Raw genomic sequence first — 18,995 nt, forward strand, 5'->3', positions numbered from 1 at the left:
CAGTCTTTTCTATTTTTAAAGATAAACCACCTTGAAACTTAAAATTTATTTGTACCAAAATGCCGTCTTCTGGGCATTTTGGTGCACATGAATTTTAATAGTTGAAACAGTTTATCTACAATAAAAAATATGTAGCGGAAGGGTGATTAAATTGATTATAAAGCTTGAAGAGGCAGCTGCATCTGTAAAAGAGCTTATAAACAGCGTCAACGAAATGAGGGCTTCTCTTTGACATAGAACAATCTGAAAAGAAAATAGATGAACTTGAGCACAACATGCAGGAAGACGGATTTTGGGATGATATGAAAAAATCCCAAGAGGTTAGCAAGGAACTTAAATTTTTAAAAGATAGAATAGAAAGATATAGATCAATAAAAACAAGAATTGATGATGTTAATGTCCTAATAGATATGTGCAGAGAAGAAGAAAATGAAGAAGAAGCAGAATATATTTTAAATGAAGTTAAAGATTTAAAAAATGAAATTGAAGATTTTAAAATAGAAATTTTACTTTCTGGTGAGTATGATAAAAATAACGCGATTTTAAATCTTCATACTGGAGTTGGAGGAAATGATGCTCAGGATTGGACACAAATTCTTTTGAGAATGTATACAAGATGGGCTGAAGCTAAAGGATTTAAAGTTGAAGTTATTGACATGCTTCCAGGTGATGAGGCAGGAATTAAAAGTGTTACATTAAAGGTAACAGGTGAATATGCTTATGGATATTTGAAAGCTGAAAAAGGTATACATAGGCTTGTTAGAATATCACCTTTTAATGCAAATGGAAAAAGACAAACATCTTTTGCTTCTGTTGAAGTTTTACCAGAACTTACAGAAAATCAGGATATTGTAATAAGACCTGAAGATTTAAGGATTGATACTTATAGGGCTAGTGGTGCAGGAGGTCAGCATATAAATAAGACTGATTCTGCTATTAGAATAACACATCTTCCGACAGGTGTAGTAGTGCAATGCCAAAATGAAAGAAGTCAGCATTCAAACAAAGAAACTGCAATGTCTATGCTTAAATCAAAGCTTGTTGAATTAAAAGAAAGAGCTCATAAGGAAAAAATAGAAGACCTAACCGGAGAGTTAAAGGATATGGGGTGGGGAAGTCAGATAAGATCATATGTTTTTCAACCATATACTATGGTTAAGGATCATAGAACAGGTGTTGAAACTGGCAATGTTAATGCGGTTATGGATGGAGAAATAGATGATTTTATTAAAGGATTTTTAAAGCAGGAAAGCAATTTATAATTGTATATAATAAGGGTGGGATATAGTTCTTGTGTAAAATTATATGCTCACCCTATTTTGTTAATATACTAATTTTTACTGTTCATATTTCTAACTGCATACTGAAGTGAGATTAAGGTTAATACAATTACAGAAAATAGAGATAGTATACAAACTTGTTTATTATATAAGATTAAAAAGCTAAAGTTAAAAGAATTATTTATTATGTCTTTAGAAACTATTTTAAAGCACCTATCTATAGAGCTAGAATTAATATAAGATGATTTATCGCTAGGTGTGTGAATTCTTGAAGTATCATCATCGCAAAATGTTATCGCATTTATATTTTTGTTTCTAAAAGAAGAGTGGTCGCTAGCATCGTCAAATATATAGTTGAAACTAACATGCTCTTTTGCACAAAGTGCGGAAATAGAGCTAATAGGTTTTGATTTTACAGTATCTTTTTTTCCACCCATAATTGATAATGGAACGGAGGAAGAACTTCCTATCATATCAAAATTGTAATCTTCCCCGCCTTTTATTTTGGAATAGTATTTATTTACGAAAGCTTCGGAGCCTTTAAGACCAAATTCTTCTCCGTTAAAAGCAATAAAAATTATATCCCTATTAGGTGTGCCTAGAGAACTTATAAATTTGCTCATCTCAAGTATAAAACTTGTTCCAGAGGCATTGTCAAGAGCACCATTATATACTTCGCCACTTAAGTCTGTGCCAACATGATCAAAATGTGCAGAAATAATAATTGGAGGTCTTGAAGAATCACTGCCTTTTATATACCCAATAACATTCTTAAGAGTTGTTGTATCATTAGAGTAAGGTATAAAACAATCTATTATGCAGCCCTTGTTTAAATAATTCCTAAGTTCTGAAAGACAATTTTTAGTTGCCATTATACATAAAGAATAGTCGCTATCTGCTATAAAAGAACTTCTAAAGTTTAAATTGTTATCTTTAGGAGAATAAATTAAAAAGTTCTCGCTTTTATCTTTTATTTGAATGTATGAAGAATTAGCTTTTATATTTGATCCGTTATAGAATACAATATGATCCTTTTTAAAATTTAACATATCTTCTTTAAAATCTTTTTTATAAACGTAAGTTTTTATAGTATTGCCATGACTATCTACAACTTTAAGATAGGGAGCTCCAGAAACTTTTTTTGGGTAATATGCGTTGAATGTTTGGTAATAATTTTGACTGTACGCGGCGAGGTTAGAGGCCTTAAATTGTTGTCTAATATAGTTAGCTGCAACCTCATTTTCAAAACTTCCACCTAGACGACCTTTAAAGCTGTTACTGGAAAGAAAAGTTATATTCTTTTTTACTGCATCTATATTAAATTTATGTATGGAGCAATATTTTTGAAAGCTGAAAGAAAATAGAATTATCGATATTACAAGAAGGACGCATAAAATTATTTTTTTCATAATAACTCCTTTAAATTGATTTTCCATATATTTCTATGAATTTGCAAAGCCTTATATTACAAGTAAGTTGAAATACAGAAGTTTTTTATTTATAATAATATCATGTCTACAATTTGAATTTTTTGGAGGTAAAGTAGTTAATGAAAAATATAAGCAGCAGATTGGCAGAGGAATTTAAAATAAGTTTGAAGCAAGTTAACAGTGTTATAGAAATGCTTGACGAAGGGGCAACTGTTCCTTTTATAGCAAGATATAGAAAAGAAAAAACAGGTGGACTTGATGATATAGTATTAAGAGGTTTATCTGAAAGACTTATATATTTAAGAAATCTTGATGAAAGAAAAGAAGCTGTTATAAAATCCATAGATGAGCAGGGCAAACTTACCAATGAATTGAAGGAAAGCGTAACTAGTGCCGAAACCATAACTGAAGTTGAAGATTTATATAGGCCATATAAACCTAAGAAAAGAACAAGGGCTACAATAGCAGCTGAAAAGGGCTTAAAGCCTCTTGCAGATGAAATACTAAGTGGAAAATTTAAAGAAGATATTGAAGAATTTGCGAAAGGTTTTATAAGTGAAGAGAAACAGGTTAAATCTGTGGAAGAAGCCTTAAAAGGAGCACAGGATATAATAAGTGAAAGTATATCTGATGAAGCTGAATACAGAAAGTGGATTAGAAAGTATGTTTTCAAAAATGGGATTGTTGAAACCAAGGGAAGCAGTGAGGAATCAACACCTTATGAAATGTACTATGATTTTAAAGAAGCAGTAAGTAAAATACCTCCTCACAGAATACTTGCTATAAATAGAGGAGAAAAGGATAAAATACTTTCAGTTAAAATAACTTGTGAGGATGAAAAGATAATTGAATATTTAAATTTAAACTGTCTAAAAGGAAATGAAATTACAGATAAATACATAGAAGAAAGCGTAGCAGATTCATTAAAGAGATTAATATATCCATCTATAGAAAGAGAAATAAGAGCTGATCTTACAGAAAAAGGAGAAAATTCAGCTATAGAAATATTTAAAGCTAATTTAAAAGCACTACTAATGCAAGCTCCTATTAAAGGAAAAGCAGTTTTAGGATATGACCCTGGATTTAGAACTGGATGTAAGATAGCAGTACTTGATGAAACAGGCAAGCTTTTGGATACTGCAACAGTTTATGCTACTGCACCTCAAAATGATGTAGAAGGTTCTATAAAGACATTAAAGGAATTAGTTTATAAGTATGACGTTGGAATGGTATCACTTGGAAATGGGACTGCTAGCAGAGAATCAGAAGAGATTATAGCAAGACTCATAAGAGAAGTAAAAGAGGAAAAGGGAATTGAACTTTATTATGTAATCGTATCTGAAGCAGGGGCATCAGTTTATTCAGCCTCTGAACTTGGAACAAAGGAATACCCGGATATAAATGTATCCTTAAGAGGGGCAATATCCATAGGAAGAAGACTTCAAGATCCACTTGCAGAGCTTGTTAAAATTGATCCAAAATCTATAGGAGTAGGTCAATACCAGCATGATGTTGCACCTAAAAAGTTGGAAGATTCATTAAAAGGTGTGGTTGAGGATTGTGTTAATAATGTTGGAGTTGACCTTAATATTGCAACTCCCTCTCTTTTATCTTATGTATCTGGAATAAATGCTAATATAGCAAAAAATATAGTTGAATATAGAGAAGAAAATGGTAAATTCAAAAATAGAAAAGAACTTTTAAAGGTAAAGCGACTTGGACCAAAGGCTTTTGAACAATGTGCAGGATTCTTAAGAGTACCAGAAAGTGAAGAGTTACTTGATAATACTTCAGTTCATCCGGAATCTTATGATGCAGCCAAGGGTCTTTTAAGTAAGCTTGGTTATGAAGAAAGTGATATAAAAAATGGTAATCTAGCTAATATGGATTCTATGATAAAGCTTGTTGGAATAGATAAATTGGCTGAAGAACTTAAAGTTGGAGTTCCAACCCTTTCGGATATTATTAAAGAAGTAAAAAAGCCAGGAAGAGACCCAAGAGAAGAAATGCCAAAACCAATACTTAAAACAGGAATTGTTGATATAAAGCAATTAAAACCTGGTATGGTATTAACAGGAACGGTAAGAAATGTTGCTGATTTTGGTGCATTTGTTGATATAGGTGTTCATCAAGATGGGCTTGTGCATATAAGTCAGCTTTCTGATAGATTTGTAAAACATCCACTTGATGTTGTTAAAGTTGGAGACATAGTTGAAGTTAGAATTCTTGAGGTAGATGAAAAGAGAAATAGGATATCCTTAAGCATGAAAAAATAGCTTGATTAAATTTTTAAAATGAACTATAATAAAGATAATATAATATTGATATTCTTCAGGGCAGGGTTAATTTCCCTACCGGCGGTATAGCCCGCGAGCCTTTTATGGCATGATTCGGTGAAACTCCGAGGCCGACAGTAAAGTCTGGATAAAAGAAGAAATAATAGTGTTTTTAATGTGCCCTGACTTTTTAGTTGGGGCTTTTATTATGCCACTTCTGGAGATATCAAACAAATAATAGGAGGCATATAAAATGAAAAATTCAAAACTTAGTAAACTTATTAAAATATCACTTTTAGGTGTAATTGGCTTTATAATTATGCTTATTGAATTTCCTATACCAATTTTTCCGAGCTTTTTGAAGATAGACTTTAGTGATCTTACAGCAGTTGTAGGTGGATTTGCAATGGGGCCAGTTGCAGGAATTGCAATAGAACTTGTAAAAAACTTGCTTGCATTATCCAAAACAGGGACAGCAGGGGTAGGAGAAATTGCTAACTTCTTAATAGGATCTTCTATGGTTTTAACTTCAAGTTTAATTTATAAGCATAAGAAAACAAAAATAAATGCTGTTATCGGATTGGTTATTGGTGTAGTTGCAATGTCCATAGCAGGCTGCCTTTTGAACTATTTTGTACTTTTGCCAATGTATGAAACAGCACTTCATTTTCCTATAAAGGCAGTAGTAGCAGCAACGCATGTAGTTAATCCTTATGTAACTGATCTTAAAAGTTTTATAATATTTGCAATAGTTCCATTTAATGTGATAAAAGGTGCAGTTATTTCAGCTGTAACTATGGCTGTATATAAGAAGATTTCACCAGTAGTTCACAAAGAGATAGAAGAAAATGTTTCGGCTTATAATAGAGCGTCAAAGTAATAAAAAAGTTCCTTCATAGGGAACTTTTTTGTATATTATGCTTCCACATTATAATCGCATCTTCATTGTTGTCATTATAGTAATTTTTACGAATTCCTTCTTCTATAAATCCATACTTTCTATATAAGTTTTTAGCTACATAATTTGAAGCTCTAACTTCAAGGGTTAGTGAATTTATGCTTTTTTCTTTACATATGTTAATAAGACCCTCTATGATTTTTTTGCCAGCTCCTATTCCTCGGAATTCTGGGTGTACAGCTATATTAGTTATATGACCTTCATCAAGTATAAGCCACATACCTCCATAACCTATCACTAGGTTATCCAGTTTGACAACAACATATTGTGCAAATTTGTTTGTAAGTTCTTTTTCCATTGAATCTTTAGTCCATGGCACAGAAAAGCTTAAGTTTTCAATGGATAGAATTTCTCTTAAATATTTTTTCTCAAAATCACAAATAACTAAATTATTCATCTATACTCCTTCCAGTTCTACTCTCATATTCTCTTTCTGCCTGTGATTTTCTTAAGTAAATTGGGGCGGAGGAAAGAGGGTTATCAAATTTTCCTTCCCGCATTAAATTCATTCCTAGTTCACATAAGCCAGAGGCTTTTACGAGGTTTAAATGACCAGGGGCAAAGTTAACTTTATTAAGCTCAGCTTCAAAGGTTTCTTTGAATTTTGGTACAGCATCACCTATAAAGGTTACAGGTAAATTATAATCCTTTAGGACTTTAATTAGATCATCTACTGAAATAGCCATATAATCGGAAATTTTATTAAAATTAGTATTTTCAAATTTATATATTGCAGTGTATACATTATTTCTTAAAGCATCTATTATAGGACATATTATGCCGCTAGTGTAAGCAAGGCTATAGGCCATGGTATCAAGAGAAGATATGCTTACAAAAGGTTTTTTAGAACCTTCACTAAGTCCCTTTACTACAGCCATGCCTATTCTAAGTCCAGTAAAAGAGCCAGGACCTTTTGAAACAACAAAACCGTCTAAATCATCTATGGATATTTTTAAATTTTTCAGAAGATAATCTATAATGTTCATAATTATTACCGAATGTTGTTTTTTATAATTAAAAGTAATTTCACCTAAAAGCTTATTATCATCCATTACGGCGCATGAAGCTGCTTCGGTAGCTGAGTCAATTGCTAGTAGTTTCATAATTTAATCTCCTTTACATAATCATATCTATTTCCAATATAATTTATTACTATTTGTCTATAATTTTCACCTTTATTTGGCAATTTCGTTATTGTAATATTTATTCGTTCCTCTGGAATTAAATCTTCAATATAATTTGACCATTCAATTACACTTACAGCGTCACTAAATATGTATTCATCAAATCCTATAGCATAAATTTCATCTGGATCATTAACTCTATAAACATCAAAATGATATAATTTAAGTCTTCCTTGATACTCGTTTACAATGTTAAAGGTTGGGCTAGTTATGTAATCATCTATTTTGAGTCCTTTGGCAATTCCTTTTGTAAAATGAGTCTTACCGGCTCCAAGATCACCATCCAGGCATACTATGTCACCTTGATTTAAAAGCTCACCAAGCTTTTCACCCAAATGTAAAGTTTTATCAACACTATCAATAACAAAAGTCATGTTATCACCTCTTAAAAGTATTTTATATCAAATCTTAAAAAAAGAAAAGGTAATATAAACTACTACCTTAACTATCTAAAGCATTTTTTAATTGTTCTACAGCTATAGGACATATAAAACCATCATTTGCCATTTCATTAAGTATTTTAAAAGCTTGGGTTTCTGATAAGCCTTTTCTATAAGGTCTATTTTCGATAAGCGCTTGATATATATCACATACTCCTAAAATTCTACACTCTTCAGATATTTTTTTTGCAGTTAAGCCCATAGGATATCCTTTTCCATTAAGTTTTTCATGATGAGAAGATGCCCAGTAGATTATATCATCAATTCCATCTATTCTCTCAAGAATGATTTTTGTGTAATATACATGAGATTTTATGATAGAAAATTCATCATCTGTAAGTGAAGCATTTTTGTCTAGTATTGAGGTTGGGATTGCAAGCTTACCTATATCATGAAGAAGACCAGCTATTCTCATTTTTACACATTTTTCTTCAGGATATCCAACATATTTTGATACAGTATAAGATAACTTTGAAATCCCTCTAGAATGTTCTGCTGTAAATTTACTTTTATTATCTATTATATTTGAAAGAATGTAAGCAATCTTTTCAAATTGATCTAAATCTATATTAGTGTCAATCTGGGGAGAGATGTTATCAAGTATAAAGTCCATAAAACCTATATTTTCTAAATCAAACCAGAAAATATCATTTTGAGTTATTGATAAAAAAGCTTTTACAACATTACTGTCAAAGATTGTATTTGTATTTTCTGAAACCCAGGATATAATTTTAGAACGCTGCTTATATGCAGGAATATTATCTCTATAAAGCAGTTCTAATAAGTCAGCCATATGTATTATTCTACTTTCAATTGGAATGCTTTTGTCCTTTAGGTGTAAGGGCCCGCTGCCATTAAAATTTTCGTGATGGTATAGTATTATTTTGGATATATCGCTATAAATAGGAAGATTTTTTATGATGGATTCTCCAATTATACAATGTTCCTTAATAAAAGCAGATGAGGTATGACTTTTGTTTAAAGAGTTAGCTGCTCCTATATCATGCAGTAAAGAAGCTATGTATAAATTTTTAATGGACTCTTCAGGTAAACTAAGTCTTTTACCTACCTTTAATGCTATGTAGGTTGTACGTTTTGAATGATTCAAAAATTTATGGTTAGCTAAAGGTATGTTTGAAATCTCCTCAATTACCGTTGAATTCTCAATAGAGCTTATTTGAGAAAGATCTAAAGCTAAAGATATTGCTCTTATGATTTTTTCAAAACATATACTCATAATTTTCCTCCGTAAAGTAATTCTACTATAATATTCTATCATATTTAAAATAATTATAAAACGACAAAATATACTTAAAAAGAAAATAGTATTAAAATTTTGCTAAAATATCTTATATTAATATATTAAAATAGGATAACAGATAATGTTTTAATGTTGAGTTGGATATGTATATATAATATAATGTTATTGATATAATATTAAAGTATAATAGGATGTAAAGTCTTTTTACTTTTTTGTTGATTTTTATTTGAGGTGAATATTATGAAAAAATTTCTATATTATATTATGGTTTTTATAATTATAGTGTCATTTTCTGGTTGTAAAAATAATTCTAAAACCAATGTGAATGTACCAAAAGAAAAAAATAGTAAAAGTCAAGGTGTAAGTCTTGATATAATGGTTACAAACAAATATCTTTATAACATAGTTAAAAGTATAACTGGCGATAAGGATAATGTTCAGTTTATGTTTAAAGATGATAATACTATAAAACAATTTAAGTTTACAGAAGACAGTTTGAATAATGTAAGCAAATATGATTTATTTATGTATACATCAGCTGATTTTGAACCGTGGGTATCAAGTTTTCAAAATAAACTAGATAAAAATAAGGTTGGAGCAATAGATGTTTCAAGGGGAGCTAAAATAAACTCACTTGATAAAGATGAGAAAAAAAGCGGTGAAGACATAAATAAAAACCCTTATTATTGGGGGAATTTTGATAATTATAATATAATTATTTTAAATGTAAAGAATGCACTTGAGGAGAAGGACCCAAAAAGTAGAGATTTTTATGAAAAAAATTTTAAAGAATGTGTAAAAGATGTAAAGGATATGAAGAAGGAATTTGAAACTTTACTCAAAAATCTTGATGATTATACTTTTGTTACTACACAATACAAATTTGATTATTTTTTCAGTTATAATAACTTGAAAAATGTTAAAGTTAAAACACAAGTTAAGGGAGCTCCGGTTCAGGATATAAAGGATAAAATAAGCGATGAAACTAAGATGTGTTTTATTTATGATGATGATAAAGATTTAAATGACAATAGTGAGCTTATAAAGAAGTATTCAATGAAAACTTTAAAGTTTAATATTTACTATGAAAATGGGAATTTGTTAGATATGATGAAAAATAATGAAGTTGCTATGAAGAAGATAATTGATAAATAAGGAATAACAGCTTACTATTTAACGCGATTTTATGAATAAATTATATAAATAGAGAGGAAAACACAACTGAATTTAAGGTGAATAATTATGATACAAGTTTTAGGGTTAAAAAAAGAATTGAAGATTGAAATAAGAGAAAAGTTTTCAATAATACCAAAGCATGTAGAAGAAAAAAGTATTATTTTAAATGAAGTTTGTGATGAGGTTGTTGTAATAAGTACATGCAACAGGACAGAAATATATTTTAACAGCCTTAAAAATGAAAACGAAATAATAGACAGAATCTTTGAAAAGCTTAATTGGAACAAAAATTTTATTGATAACTTTTTTTATTACAAAGATAATGATGCTATATGGCATTTGATGGATGTTATATGTGGGTTTGATTCCTTAATATTAGGAGAAGATCAAATATTAGGACAAGTTAAAGATGCTTATAAGATAGCAATTAAAAATAAGACAGTTAAAAGTAATTTAAAGAAGCTTTTTCAACTTGCAGTTACTTTAGGTAAAGAGTTTAGAGATAAAACTAAGCTAAACAGGATACCAGTTTCATCTGCATCAATAGCTGTAAGTGAAGCTAGAAAAAATGAATGCAAAAGGTTCATGGTAATGGGATTTGGAAATATAGGGCAATTAGTATGCAAATATATTTTGTCAGGAAAGTTTGATGTTTTATATGTAGTTGCAAGAAATACTTCAGCAATAAATATAAAAGACGATAGGATAAAGATAATACCATTTCATAATAGGAAGATATATTATAAAGATGTTGAATGTATGATTTCATGTACAGCGGCCCCTCATCCAGTTATATGGGAAAGAGAACTTCCTAACCAAAAATTTATAATTTTTGATTTAGCTGTTCCAAGGGATGCAGAAGATAAGCTTTATGATAATGTAAACATCAATATATTTGATATTGATAAAATAAGCTTAATGGATAGCTATAATAAAGAAAAAAGAAAAGAAGTTATGTTTGAAAATAGAGAATTAATAGGTAAGTATGTTAAAGAATTTTTAGAGTGGGAAAAAGTACAGAAGGTTCTCGAAGATATAATAAATATAAAGCAAAAAGGGGAAAATGTATATAAAAAAAGATACCAAACCTTTAAAAATAAAAGGCAAACTAAGGATAATGAAAAATTAGCATGTACTCTCCTTAAAAGTACCTCTGATGCGTATGTAAATAAAGCCATAGAAGTGCTTAAAGAAGAACAGCTAAATGGAAATGGAGCTGAGTGCTTAAGGATAATAAGAAAGATATTTTATAAGGTTCAATAGAAAGTATTTAGGAGTGTTTGAAAGATGAAAAATAAAGAAATATTTGAGGAATCTAAAAAATATATGCCTGGTGGAGTGAATAGCCCAGTAAGAGCATATACAGCATTAAACATTGATCCTCCAATAATAAAAAAGGGATATGGCTCACACTTATTTGACGAAGAAGGAAAAGAGTATATTGATTTTATTGAAGCATGGGGTCCTATGATCTTAGGACATTCCAATGAAAAGATATTAAAAGAGATAGAAGAAACTCTTAAAAGTGGAGTTGGATTTGGTGCACCTACAGAACTTGAATTAAAGCTTGCAAAATATATATGCACTACAGTTGACAATGTTGATATGCTTAGAATGGTAAATTCAGGAACAGAAGCAACTATGAGTGCAGTTAAACTTGCAAGAGGATATACTCATAGAGACAAAATAATTAAATTTGCAGGCTGTTATCATGGTCATTTCGACGGTTTTTTAGTGGAAGCAGGCTCTGGAGTGTTAACAGAAAATATACCAGGCTCTCCTGGTGTTCCAAAGGGTAGTGTAGAAAATACTCTTATAGCTGAATATAACAATATAGAAAGTGTCAAAACTCTTTTTGAAAAGCATAAAGATGAGATAGCAGCAGTTATAATTGAGCCTGTTGCAGGAAATATGGGAGTTATACCAGGAAAAAAGGAATTCTTATTAGATATTAGAAAAATATGTACAGAAAATAGAACGATACTTATATTTGATGAGGTTATGTCTGGCTTTAGAGTTGCTTATAAAGGAGCACAAAGTTTATATAATATAAAACCTGATCTTGTTACCTTTGCCAAAATAATGGGAGGAGGACTTCCATGTGGAGCATATGGAGGCAAAAGGGAGATAATGGAACAGCTTTCTCCTATGGGACCGGTTTATCAGGCAGGAACTATGTCTGGAAATCCAATAGTGATGGCGGCTGGATATGCGTCTTTAAAGGAGCTTAATAATAATCCAGATTACTACAGCTATATGGATAAAATGGGAGAAAAACTTCAAGCTGGAATATATGAAATTGCACGTCAAAAGGGTATTTCTCTAGTTGTAAACAGATGTGTTAATATGATGACTGTGTTTTTTACAGAATGCAGCGAAGTCACTAGCTATGAAGAAGCAAAAAAGTCTAATACAAAAATGTTCTCAAGGTTTGCAGAGCATATGATAAAGAACGGAGTATACGTGCCTCCATCACAGTTTGAGGCTATGTTTATTGGTGTGAAGCATACAGAAGAAGACATAGAGAAGTTTTTAGAAGTTATGAAAGAAATGTAATTAAACGCAATAAGAGGAGGAAAAAATGTTTAGAAGACATAGAAGACTTAGAAAAAATAGTTATATAAGAGATATAGTTAGGGAAACAACCTTAAGTCCAAATGATTTTATTTATCCAATTTTTGTGGTAGAAGGACAAAATGTAAAAAAGGAGATATCATCTCTTCCTGGAAATTATCATTATTCTTTGGACAAACTAGGAGAGATAATAGGAGAAATAAAAGAAGCAGGCGTAAAGGGAGTAATTTTATTTGGAATACCTGATGAGAAGGATGAAATTGGATCTTCTGCTTTTGATGATAATGGAATAATTCAAAGAGCTATAAGAAAAATAAGAGAATTGGACAAAGATGTGTTTATAATTACTGATGTTTGCATGTGTGAATATACAAGCCATGGACATTGTGGAATAATTCACGATAAGTATGTTGATAATGATGAAACTATAAAATATATTGCTAAAATTGCACTTTCCCATGCAAAAGCTGGAGCAGATATGGTTGCACCTTCCGATATGATGGATGGTAGAATAAATGAAATAAGAAAAACACTTGATGAAAATGGATATGAGAATATTTCAATAATGGCATATAGTGCAAAATATTGTTCTGCCTTTTATGGGCCGTTTAGAGAAGCAGCAGATTCAGCACCTAAGTTTGGAGATAGAAAAAGTTATCAAATGGATCCAGCAAATTTTAGAGAGGCTATGCTTGAAATTGAGGATGACATAAATGAAGGTGCAGATATAATAATGGTTAAGCCTGCACTTTCTTATCTTGATGTTATAAAGATGGCAAGAGAAAAGAATGATGTTCCAATTGCTGCTTATAGTGTAAGCGGTGAGTATGCTATGATAAAAGCTGGAGCAAAGCTTGGATATATAAATGAAAGGGCAATAGCACTTGAGTCTCTTCTATCTATAAAAAGGGCAGGAGCAGATATTATAATAACTTATTATGCTCTTGAAGCATCAAAATGGATTAAAGAATAATTTTATTTTGGAACTTTGTTTTAAATAATTGATCTTATTTGCACTTATTTAAAACAAGGTTATTTTTATTATTGACTTTTTTAAAATAAAGTGATAAATTATATATAAGCAAAACATAATATTCATATTGAGTTACTAGGAATTCGTTTTAAAACTTTTTACCATAATAGTTAAAAGTTTTTGCAAAGATTAAAAGGATGAGAGGGTTATACGTATGAAAAATAATAATGAACCCAATAAATCTCCGCATGACAAGAATGAAGATTATGTAGAAAAAATCCAAAAACTTTTAAAGCGAATAAAATACGGTTCTATAACTTTATTTGTTCAGGATGGAATTATTACTGAAATAGTGACAAGCGAAAAAATAAAACTTAAGTAAAATATTGTAATATTGACTGACTAGAAAGACTAGAGGTCAAACTTTATTATACTTGATTTATAAAATGAGCAATTTTTTAAGAGGAATTGTGTCCTCTTAAAAAGTTATTATTATTTTGTAAATTAAATATATAATAGTTTGACCTTTTTTATTTTTTTAGAGTCTTTTATCTAAGACGGTTAAAAGTTGAAGTGGAAGGATAATTATGAAGTGCAGCTATGATATATTTAAAAATTTAAGTGATGGAAGTAAGATCATATTTAATTTGCTTCAAAAAAATAGGGCTATGACTAAAAGTGAAATTTTAGAAAAAACTCAAATGAAGCTAACAACTTTAAACAGATTTATGAAGCCTCTTGAGGAAAATAAAACAATTGTTGAGTACTGCATAGGAGAATCAACTGGCGGCAGGAAACCTGTAATATATAACATTAATTTGTGTAATTTTTATGCTATAGGGATTAATGTACAAGAAAGTTATGTAGAAGTGGCATTTACAAATTTAAGAGTTGAACTGTTACATAAAGAAAAATTTCAAATTGATAAAAGCTGCAGTTTAGATAAAATTTCTAAAAAAATATTAGAGGTAATAAACAAGGTAATTTTAGAACTTAGGTTAGATTTTTTAACGTTATTTGGAATTGGATTATCTGTTGAAAACAATAAAGCAGAAATAAAAGATGTGCTTGAAAACACATTGCGATGTCCTGTAGTTACTGAAAATGCAGTAAAAGCGGCAGCTCAAGTAGAATACTTTTATGGTTTCAAAAGTTCACTTAAAAATATTGGATATTTTGATTTGAATTCAAGGATTAAGGCAGCAATAATATTTAATGGCAAAATTTTAAACACAGCGGAGGATGAAGAAGATCCATTTGCTCACATGATTGTCAAAATTGGTAAAGAAGAATGTGCATGTGGAAGCTTTGATTACATTGGAAACTATGTTTCAAAAGCAAGTATAGGGGAAGCTATAGAAAATAACGATGATTTATCAAAAGAGGTAATAAAAAAAGCAGCAGTTATTATTGCAATTGGAATATTAAATTACATAAGAATTTTTAATTTAAAAGCTGTAGTGTTAAGTGGTGAGGAGATGTTAGCTTCCGAATTTTTTTATAATACATGTGTTGAAACGGTATTGAAAAATTCGTTAGATAAGGAAATTATTTTTAAAAGAGGAGGATACTTTGGACAGGATGCAAAAGCCTTGGGAGCAGCAGCAATGGTGGTTGAAAGGTATCTTGAAAATTATAATGTGGAGGAAAAATAAAAGATGATATTAGAAATTAATGGTTCAAAAAAAGAGGTAAAAGACAATTTAACAGTAAGTGAAATTTTAGTAGAAGAAAATGTTGAAATGCCAGACATGGTAACTGTTCAACTCAATGGAGAATTTTTGGACAGGGAGGAGTTCTCAAAAACAACGCTTAAAGAAAATGATCAAGTAGATTTTCTATATTTCATGGGAGGTGGAAGCTTTGGATTTTAATGAAGAGCAGATAGAAAGATACTCTAGACATATTATTCTGGAGGAAGTCGGAGTAGAAGGACAAGAAAAATTGTTAAAATCTAAAGTACTTGTCATAGGAACAGGAGGACTTGGAGCCCCAGCAGCTATGTATCTTGCTGCAGCAGGTATTGGGACGATCGGGCTTGTAGATGGTGATGTTGTAGATCTTTCAAACCTTCAAAGGCAAATCATACATCAAACCAAAGATGTAGGAAAGCCAAAGGTTCAATCCGGAAAAGAAACCATTAACGAAATGAATCCTGATGTAAATGTAATAACTTATAATGAACTGGTTACTTCAGAAAATATATTAGATATTATAGAGGATCAAGATTATGATTTTATAATTGATGGAACAGATAATTTTGCAGCTAAATTTTTAATTAATGATGCTTGTGTTTTGGCTAAAAAGCCATTTTCTCATGCTGGAATTATAAGATTTCAAGGACAGCTCACCACATATATACCTGATAATGGGACACCTTGCTATAGATGTATATTTCAATCTCCTCCACCTGCAGGAGTGGTTCCAACTTGTAGAGAAGCTGGTGTAATAGGAGTTATGGGTGGAATAATAGGTACGCTTCAAGCGCTTGAAGCAATAAAATATATACTTGGAGTTGGTGAAACTCTTGCAGGGTATCTTTTAACCTTTGATGCAAAGAAGATGGAATTTAGAAAAATAAAGGTAGGAAAAAATAAAAAGTGTGGTGTTTGTGGAGAAAAGCCGACTATAAAGACACTTATAGATTATGAAAATCCTTCATGTGATTTAAAATCAGGAAAATTAAAAGGGTGATGAAATGATTTATTTGAAAAGATTAGAATATGACTTGATTTTGAAGCAGGCAAAAGAAGAATATGATAATGAATGCTGTGGTTTTCTTGCTGGCGTTAAAAAGGGTGAGGATATATACATAAATAAGATGTACTCGCTTACCAATATTGATAACAGCAGTGAACATTTTTCAATGGATCCAAAAGAACAGTTTGAAAAGATAAGGCTTATAAGAAAAGAGAAGATGGAGCTTTTAGGAAATTATCATTCGCATCCACATTCTCCATCAAGACCTTCGGAGGAGGATAAACGCCTTGCTTTTGATCCAAGGGTAATTTATTCGATTTTGTCGCTTCAGGATATTGAAAAGCCAGTTTTTAATATGTTTAAAATAAATAAGAATGACGTTGAAAAGCTCGATTATGAGATTATTTAAAAGAGGTGAAAGGTATGATTGATATATCTAAAGAAAACTTTAAGGAAGTAGAGGACTTTAAGGAAAAAGCGCAGCAGTATTTAAATAGCAAAATTGATCCTCTTAGATTCAAGGCTTTTAGAGTTTCTATGGGGGTGTACGAGCAAAGAGAAAAGGAAACTTACATGGTAAGGACTAGGATTCCAGGTGGATTTATAACATTAGATCAATTTAGAATCATAAGTAAACTTGGTGAGAAGTATTCACATGGTAAAATTCACCTCACGTCAAGAGAAGATGCGCAGTTTCATAAAGTTGAACTTAAAGATGTATATACAATAATGAAAGAACTTATAGAGAACGGAATACTAACTAAGGGGACAGGTGGAAATACAGTAAGAAACATTGAATGTTCTCCACTCTCAGGAGTTTCCTATGATGATGTTTTTGATGTTGAACCTTATAAAAATAAAGTTACAAATTACCTAATAAAAGATCCAAGCACTATGAATCTTCCAAGAAAATATAAGATTGCTTTTTCAAATAGCAAAGAGGATACTGCTAATGCCTCAATTTCGGATTTAGGATTTATAGCTGAAATAAAGGACGGAAAAAAAGGGTTTAAGATTTTTGCAGCAGGAGGACTTGGAGGAAAACCAAGGGCAGCTATAAAAATTGAAGATTTTATAGCTGCTAAGGATGTTTTATACTATGTAGTTGGCCTTAAGAGATTGTTCGAAAGAGAAGGAGACAGAACAAATAAAAGCAAAGCAAGAATAAGATTTATTTCGTACAGATTTGGAGATGAAAAGTTCAAGGAACTTCTTCATGATGAAGTTGTTAAATTAAAAAAAGAAGAAAATTTAGATTTAATAATTGATGAGAGCGGAAAAGAAAAAGTAAATTATGAAAAACTCGAATATATAGAAAATTTAGATGAAAAATATGAGAATGTGCTGTTCAAACAAAAACAAAGTGGATATTATTCAGCTTACGTTCACCCCGAATGCGGAAATTTGAAAACAGATGATTTAAATAAAGTTTTAGATTTTATAAGTAAACTTGATTATAGGACATCTATAAGATTAACTAATACTCAAGGATTTTTTATAAGAGATTTAAAGGGAAATGACGCTGTTAAACTTGCAGGGATAATAGAAGCTTTTTCATCAAATATAAATTTATTTAATTCCTCAACCTGTGCAGGAGCTTCAACTTGTCAGCTTGGACTTTGCTTGTCGCAGAATTTACTTGTAGCAATAAAAGAAAGCTTTAAGACTGCTGATGCAAAAGTTAAAAAGGCACTTCCTAAAATATATATATCTGGATGTTTAAATTCATGTGCTCAGCATGAAAAAGGAGCAATAGGTTTAAATGGAAGAGCTAGCAGAACAGATGATGGCTTGGTTCCTATGTACACAGTTTCCTTTGGAGGCTATTTAGGTTTTAATGGAGCAAAACTGGCAGAAGCTTTTGGTGACGTTCCAGCTAGAAAAATTCCAAAGTATCTTTTAAAGCTTGCAGAATTTAAAGTTAAAACTGGGTATGAAGATTTTTATGAATTTTTAAATGATAAAAAAGACGAGATAAAAAGTCTTACAAAAGAGTTTGGAAATATAGAAAGTTATTCTGAAAATCCAGACTTGTATTATGACTTTAAAGCAAACAAAAAATTCTCGCTTGAAGGTAGAGGAAAAGGTGAATGCAGTACAGGTGTGCTTGATGTAATAAAAATGGATATATCAAATGCGGAAGCTTATATTGCGGAATATGGTAGTTCAAAGGAAAATTTAAAGTTGTATGAAGCAGCACTTTCAGCTTGTAGAGCACTTTTAATATTAAAGGGAATTGATACAACAAAGGAAAGAGAAATATTCAGTGAGTTTATAGATAACTTTGTAAATGAAGGATATTTAAATAAAAACACAAAAGGTTTAATAGACAGTCTTATAGATTTTAAAATGGGAGATATAGGTGACTTAAGTGACAAGGTTTCTGAAGTAAGATATGTGGTTAAAAGGGTTAAAGATATGTTTGAGTCTTTAGATGGAAAACTTGATATAACCCTCCCTAAAGAAAATGAAGATCAAGTAAAGGAAGAAACTTTAGAAAAGAATGAAGGAAATGAATATAAAATTGTTGATTTCAGAGGAGTAAAATGTCCTATAAATTTTGTTAAGGTAAAGATAGAACTTTCAAAGGTCAAATCGGGAAACAGGCTTGGAGTTTATTTAGATGATGGAGATCCTATAACTAATGTTCCTAGAAGTGTAGAAAAAGAAGGAAATAAAATAATATCTATTGATACGAATTATGATGGATACAACCTTCTTGTAATTGAAAAAAAGTAAAAAC

Annotated in this window: 18 protein-coding genes and 1 riboswitch; of the genes, 13 read left to right on the forward strand and 5 right to left on the reverse strand. The window is 30.6% G+C overall.

Annotated features, from left to right (window positions below; genetic code table 11):
* The first annotated feature begins 151 nt into the window (after positions 1-151).
* Positions 152-1,262 (forward strand): peptide chain release factor 2 gene (gene prfB / locus LQK79_RS10105; RefSeq protein WP_198150033.1). Its coding sequence is split into 2 segments (ribosomal slippage): positions 152-229 and positions 231-1,262, totalling 1,110 coding nucleotides; the frame shifts between segments, so codons are not numbered across the junction.
* A gap of 68 nt (positions 1,263-1,330) precedes the next feature.
* Here prfB and LQK79_RS10110 read toward each other — a convergent pair.
* On the reverse strand, positions 1,331-2,689 hold the full coding sequence (locus LQK79_RS10110; protein ID WP_053242283.1) for a M28 family metallopeptidase: 1,359 nt from the start codon (positions 2,687-2,689) through the stop codon (positions 1,331-1,333).
* 140 nt (positions 2,690-2,829) lie between these two features.
* On the opposite strand from LQK79_RS10110, the gene LQK79_RS10115 reads away from it, so the two are divergent.
* Entirely contained in the window at positions 2,830-4,986 is a 2,157-nt protein-coding gene (locus LQK79_RS10115) for a Tex family protein (RefSeq protein WP_053242284.1), read from the forward strand.
* Between the two features lie 47 nt (positions 4,987-5,033).
* Positions 5,034-5,150, forward strand: a riboswitch (FMN riboswitch).
* Between the two features lie 89 nt (positions 5,151-5,239).
* Entirely contained in the window at positions 5,240-5,866 is a 627-nt protein-coding gene (locus LQK79_RS10120) for an ECF transporter S component (protein ID WP_053242285.1), read from the forward strand.
* Positions 5,867-5,879: 13 nt separating this feature from the next.
* On the opposite strand, the gene rimI is transcribed toward LQK79_RS10120, so the two are convergent.
* The 4 genes from rimI to LQK79_RS10140 form a co-directional block, all read right to left on the reverse strand.
* A complete protein-coding gene (rimI, locus tag LQK79_RS10125; protein WP_053242286.1) occupies positions 5,880-6,341 on the reverse strand; it encodes a ribosomal protein S18-alanine N-acetyltransferase in 462 nt (153 codons plus the stop codon).
* Positions 6,334-7,047 (reverse strand): tRNA (adenosine(37)-N6)-threonylcarbamoyltransferase complex dimerization subunit type 1 TsaB, encoded by a 714-nt coding sequence (tsaB, locus tag LQK79_RS10130; RefSeq protein WP_053242287.1) that lies wholly within the window; start codon positions 7,045-7,047, stop codon positions 6,334-6,336. Before tsaB ends, rimI begins: the two co-directional genes overlap by 8 nt.
* Positions 7,044-7,502: a tRNA (adenosine(37)-N6)-threonylcarbamoyltransferase complex ATPase subunit type 1 TsaE gene (gene tsaE, locus LQK79_RS10135; RefSeq protein WP_053242288.1), complete on the reverse strand. Its 459-nt coding sequence runs from the start codon at positions 7,500-7,502 to the stop codon at positions 7,044-7,046. Before tsaE ends, tsaB begins: the two co-directional genes overlap by 4 nt.
* A 67-nt stretch (positions 7,503-7,569) precedes the next feature.
* On the reverse strand, positions 7,570-8,805 hold the full coding sequence (locus LQK79_RS10140; RefSeq protein ID WP_053242289.1) for an HD-GYP domain-containing protein: 1,236 nt from the start codon (positions 8,803-8,805) through the stop codon (positions 7,570-7,572).
* Positions 8,806-9,069: 264 nt separating this feature from the next.
* On the opposite strand from LQK79_RS10140, the gene LQK79_RS10145 reads away from it, so the two are divergent.
* From LQK79_RS10145 to LQK79_RS10190, 10 genes are all read left to right on the forward strand, one after another.
* Positions 9,070-9,984 carry a metal ABC transporter substrate-binding protein gene (locus LQK79_RS10145; protein ID WP_231016460.1) on the forward strand — a complete coding sequence of 305 codons (915 nt, stop codon included), beginning with the start codon at positions 9,070-9,072 and terminating at the stop codon, positions 9,982-9,984.
* 87 nt (positions 9,985-10,071) lie between these two features.
* Entirely contained in the window at positions 10,072-11,268 is a 1,197-nt protein-coding gene (gene hemA, locus LQK79_RS10150) for a glutamyl-tRNA reductase (RefSeq protein ID WP_053242292.1), read from the forward strand.
* A 24-nt stretch (positions 11,269-11,292) separates the two neighbouring features.
* A complete protein-coding gene (hemL, locus tag LQK79_RS10155) occupies positions 11,293-12,561 on the forward strand; it encodes a glutamate-1-semialdehyde 2,1-aminomutase (RefSeq protein ID WP_231016461.1) in 1,269 nt (422 codons plus the stop codon).
* 25 nt (positions 12,562-12,586) lie between these two features.
* Positions 12,587-13,552 carry a porphobilinogen synthase gene (gene hemB, locus LQK79_RS10160; protein WP_231016462.1) on the forward strand — a complete coding sequence of 322 codons (966 nt, stop codon included), beginning with the start codon at positions 12,587-12,589 and terminating at the stop codon, positions 13,550-13,552.
* A gap of 214 nt (positions 13,553-13,766) precedes the next feature.
* Complete coding sequence (locus LQK79_RS10165) at positions 13,767-13,934, forward strand: YezD family protein (protein WP_231016463.1); 168 nt, start codon at positions 13,767-13,769, stop codon at positions 13,932-13,934.
* Between the two features lie 205 nt (positions 13,935-14,139).
* Positions 14,140-15,207: an ROK family protein gene (locus LQK79_RS10170; protein WP_231016464.1), complete on the forward strand. Its 1,068-nt coding sequence runs from the start codon at positions 14,140-14,142 to the stop codon at positions 15,205-15,207.
* Positions 15,208-15,210: 3 nt separating this feature from the next.
* On the forward strand, positions 15,211-15,426 hold the full coding sequence (thiS, locus tag LQK79_RS10175; protein WP_053243023.1) for a sulfur carrier protein ThiS: 216 nt from the start codon (positions 15,211-15,213) through the stop codon (positions 15,424-15,426).
* On the forward strand, positions 15,416-16,246 hold the full coding sequence (locus LQK79_RS10180) for a HesA/MoeB/ThiF family protein (RefSeq protein ID WP_053243024.1): 831 nt from the start codon (positions 15,416-15,418) through the stop codon (positions 16,244-16,246). Before thiS ends, LQK79_RS10180 begins: the two co-directional genes overlap by 11 nt.
* Positions 16,247-16,250: 4 nt before the next feature.
* The gene (locus tag LQK79_RS10185) at positions 16,251-16,661 is read left to right on the forward strand and encodes a M67 family metallopeptidase (protein ID WP_053243025.1); all 411 of its coding nucleotides are present in this window, start codon (positions 16,251-16,253) and stop codon (positions 16,659-16,661) included.
* A 14-nt stretch (positions 16,662-16,675) separates the two neighbouring features.
* Positions 16,676-18,991, forward strand: coding sequence for a sulfurtransferase TusA family protein (locus LQK79_RS10190; RefSeq protein WP_231016465.1), 2,316 nt, complete (start codon positions 16,676-16,678; stop codon positions 18,989-18,991).
* Positions 18,992-18,995 lie beyond the last annotated feature (4 nt).

It is taken from the genome of Clostridium guangxiense (assembly GCF_021043395.1).
In the GTDB taxonomy this organism is placed as follows: Bacteria; Bacillota; Clostridia; order Clostridiales; family Clostridiaceae; genus Clostridium_S; species Clostridium_S guangxiense.

What these genes read in the sequence shown, in the direction of transcription:
- LQK79_RS10110 (WP_053242283.1), bottom strand. Translation starts at nt 2,689, where the DNA reads ATGAAAAAAATAATTTTATGCGTCCTTCTTGTAATATCGATAATTCTA.
- LQK79_RS10115 (WP_053242284.1), top strand. Translation starts at nt 2,830, where the DNA reads ATGAAAAATATAAGCAGCAGATTGGCAGAGGAATTTAAAATAAGTTTG.
- LQK79_RS10120 (WP_053242285.1), top strand. Translation starts at nt 5,240, where the DNA reads ATGAAAAATTCAAAACTTAGTAAACTTATTAAAATATCACTTTTAGGT.
- rimI (WP_053242286.1), bottom strand. Translation starts at nt 6,341, where the DNA reads ATGAATAATTTAGTTATTTGTGATTTTGAGAAAAAATATTTAAGAGAA.
- tsaB (WP_053242287.1), bottom strand. Translation starts at nt 7,047, where the DNA reads ATGAAACTACTAGCAATTGACTCAGCTACCGAAGCAGCTTCATGCGCC.
- tsaE (WP_053242288.1), bottom strand. Translation starts at nt 7,502, where the DNA reads ATGACTTTTGTTATTGATAGTGTTGATAAAACTTTACATTTGGGTGAA.
- LQK79_RS10140 (WP_053242289.1), bottom strand. Translation starts at nt 8,805, where the DNA reads ATGAGTATATGTTTTGAAAAAATCATAAGAGCAATATCTTTAGCTTTA.
- LQK79_RS10145 (WP_231016460.1), top strand. Translation starts at nt 9,070, where the DNA reads ATGAAAAAATTTCTATATTATATTATGGTTTTTATAATTATAGTGTCA.
- hemA (WP_053242292.1), top strand. Translation starts at nt 10,072, where the DNA reads ATGATACAAGTTTTAGGGTTAAAAAAAGAATTGAAGATTGAAATAAGA.
- hemL (WP_231016461.1), top strand. Translation starts at nt 11,293, where the DNA reads ATGAAAAATAAAGAAATATTTGAGGAATCTAAAAAATATATGCCTGGT.
- hemB (WP_231016462.1), top strand. Translation starts at nt 12,587, where the DNA reads ATGTTTAGAAGACATAGAAGACTTAGAAAAAATAGTTATATAAGAGAT.
- LQK79_RS10165 (WP_231016463.1), top strand. Translation starts at nt 13,767, where the DNA reads ATGAAAAATAATAATGAACCCAATAAATCTCCGCATGACAAGAATGAA.
- LQK79_RS10170 (WP_231016464.1), top strand. Translation starts at nt 14,140, where the DNA reads ATGAAGTGCAGCTATGATATATTTAAAAATTTAAGTGATGGAAGTAAG.
- thiS (WP_053243023.1), top strand. Translation starts at nt 15,211, where the DNA reads ATGATATTAGAAATTAATGGTTCAAAAAAAGAGGTAAAAGACAATTTA.
- LQK79_RS10185 (WP_053243025.1), top strand. Translation starts at nt 16,251, where the DNA reads ATGATTTATTTGAAAAGATTAGAATATGACTTGATTTTGAAGCAGGCA.
- LQK79_RS10190 (WP_231016465.1), top strand. Translation starts at nt 16,676, where the DNA reads ATGATTGATATATCTAAAGAAAACTTTAAGGAAGTAGAGGACTTTAAG.